This window comes from Mycobacterium nebraskense, from assembly GCF_002102255.1.
Classification (GTDB): domain Bacteria; phylum Actinomycetota; class Actinomycetes; order Mycobacteriales; family Mycobacteriaceae; genus Mycobacterium; species Mycobacterium nebraskense.
This window is the reverse complement of sequence record NZ_LQPH01000060.1, coordinates 1-2,583: the sequence shown is the minus strand read 5'-3', so window position 1 is coordinate 2,583 and position 2,583 is coordinate 1. Positions and strand designations below refer to the sequence as shown.

The window sequence follows — 2,583 nt, the reverse complement described above, 5'->3', positions numbered from 1 at the left end:
CTACTATTCCCAACGCGTGGCCGACCAACCGGCCGGCTCACAGAACCCCGAGGGTGCATGAAACCCGGGATGGTTCACTATAGTGACTGCGGATCTGTAGGGTGACCCGGGCAATTGGTCGGTTCTTGACCCAAAGTTGATTGGACGATGGGCGAGCGAGCACGATCGCAGGCAGGGGTGCCGAGACGACGTCGTACCGAACTAGGTGGAGGTTGCCGTGCCTGACTCGTCTGATGAACGGTTCGAGGGCCGTAGCTCGGGCAGTGGATTCGATCCGAATCTGGACGCGCCTGACGGTAGTGGGCCGTATCAGCCCGATCCGACTGAACCCAGCGCTGGCGGGTGGACGCCGCAGGCACCATCCCTATCTAGGGGGTGGGATGTCCCGCCGCCTGCCGTGGGCCGCTTGCAGCGTCAACCACGGCCGGCTCGGGGAACTGGGTATCCGCCTATGGGGCCATCTGGGTCTGGGCGGCTGCCGGCCGCTGGGGTGTCCAAGCGCCGTAGACGGTTGTTGGTCGTGTTGGCGGCCGTCGGCGCGATGCTGGTGGCAGTGGCTGTCGTTGCGGTGATCACTGTGGCCGACTGGGATCGCGGCCAGGCCGGTGGGTCGGCCGGTGATGTGGTCAAAGACTACCTGGAAGCGCTCGCCCGCGCAGACGCCGGGACCGCTTTGTCCTACGGGATTGACCCGCCCGCCACCACAGAGTTCCTCACCGGTGACATCCTCAAAAAGCAAGTTGCGCAATGGCCGATCCGCAATATCCGGATTGTGCACGACAATTCGGCGGCGCCCGAGGCGGCGTTGAGCATGGCTCATGTGCATGTGGTCGCCACGTTTGGTGACCAAACCTCTGATGCGGTTTTGGATTTGAAAATGGACCACAACCGCTGGAAGCTGGCCTCGGCGGCGATCAAGTTCACACCGGGCCTGGGTGCCTCGATGGGCAACGACGCCGCGAAAACGGTGACGTTATTTGGTAAGCCGATCCGCGATTCCACGGTGTATGTGTTTCCCGGGTGGATCGACATCGGCACCACCAACCCCTACATGACGGTGACGGTCCCACCGCTACTGATCGACCAACTCACGACGGCGGCTCCATATTGGGTACATCCCAACTTTGCGCTATCGGAAAAGGGACGCGGCGCGGTCGAGGCACAGCTAGCCGCGGCGATGGCCAACTGCCAAGAGTCCAACCTCCTGGCACCTCCGAACTGCCCGGTGCATCTTGAGCCCAATGGCCTAGTAGAGGGCACCGTCAGTTGGGGGCCCGCCGACCTACGCGAGGTCAAACTCGACAACTTCGACCCCTACCACCTCACGGAGAAGTTCTCCGGCCTAATCAGCGGCCCAGTCAGCGTCAAAACCTCCGACGGGACAACTAAGCTGCAGCGCGTCGTCGAATTCTTGGCAGGGACCGCCGATATGGCTACATTCCCGCCCGGGCTGACATTTCGGTGTCCATGAACAATTCGCCGATTCCGAAAGATTTTTTGGGCCCAAGACCCGCCGCCGAGCAGAAGTGCTTTGCGGGAGGCCCAGGAACGACTCAATAAAGAGATCCGCCGGCGCACCGACGTCGTCGGAATCTTCCCCGACCGCAACGCCCTGATCCGCCTCGTCGGTGCGGTGCTGGCCGAACAACACGACGAATGGGCCGAATCCCGCCGCTACCTCGGCCTCGACGTCCTGAGCAAATCCCGCGCCGACCACACGCCATCAACAGAACAGGAGGACACCCCGGCGGCACTAACCGCCTAAACCACCAAGTCGAAGAATCACGCGACGACGTCGTACACCACGCCCCTGGAGTTGACCCTCGGGCGATCAACGCCCTCACCGCACTACTACGCAGAGTCGACCTTGGTGTCGATGTCCGCAAAGCGCTGCCGCACAGTCAATTCAAGCCTATCGCTGCCTGGCGTGAACGCAAGGAAGATTCGGTCATTGCCACCTGCAGGCAGGAAGCGGTCCGATTGACCAAGCGCATCGTCGCTCTCGACGGCGAGCTCGTCGACAACCGCAAGGCGCTGGATGCCGTCGTCGAAGACGTCGCTCCAGCGCTGTGCGAGCTGCCCGACGTCGCGCCGAAGGCCGCACCACCAAAGAGATCATGCGTTCCCTGAAGCGCTACATCACCCGACAACTGTTCCGCACCCTGGCCCCAGCACATCCCGTGCCATCAACCCCTTGACACGATATATAGAAGCATCCCGGTTTTATGCGCGCTTCCTTTGTTGGGAAGGATGGGCGCGATGTCGATCAGGTACGACGAGAATACCAAGGCCAGGGCGGTGCGGTTGGTGCGCGAACACCGCGACGACTACGGCTCGGAGTGGGCCGCGATGAAGGCGGTGTCGGGCCGGCTGGGGATGACCGCGGAGACGCTGCGCAAGTGGATGCGGCAGGCCGAGATCGACGCCGGTGAGGCGGTAGGGGTGTCAACCGAGGAGAAGCGGGAGCTGCGTGAGCTACGCAGGAAGAACCGCGAGCTGGAGCAAACCAACGTTATCTTGCGTCGGTTCGGTCGTTCGGCAGCGTGAGCAGGGTGTTCTCGTTGTGGACGGTGTCTGCGACAG

The 2,583-nt window shown here is 62.6% G+C and carries 2 protein-coding genes and 2 pseudogenes; all 4 read left to right on the top strand.

Features of this window, described 5'->3' with window-relative positions:
• Window positions 1-553: 553 nt before the first annotated feature.
• A complete protein-coding gene (locus AWC17_RS06340) occupies window positions 554-1,471 on the top strand; it encodes a DUF4878 domain-containing protein (protein ID WP_197089836.1) in 918 nt (305 codons plus the stop codon).
• Window positions 1,472-1,546: 75 nt separating this feature from the next.
• A pseudogene (locus tag AWC17_RS06335) lies at window positions 1,547-1,765 on the top strand (transposase); the annotation flags it as partial.
• A gap of 215 nt (window positions 1,766-1,980) precedes the next feature.
• Entirely contained in the window at window positions 1,981-2,130 is a 150-nt protein-coding gene (locus AWC17_RS33360; protein WP_231588685.1) for a hypothetical protein, read from the top strand.
• A gap of 129 nt (window positions 2,131-2,259) precedes the next feature.
• Window positions 2,260-2,523: pseudogene (locus tag AWC17_RS06325) on the top strand (transposase); the annotation flags it as partial.
• Window positions 2,524-2,583 lie beyond the last annotated feature (60 nt).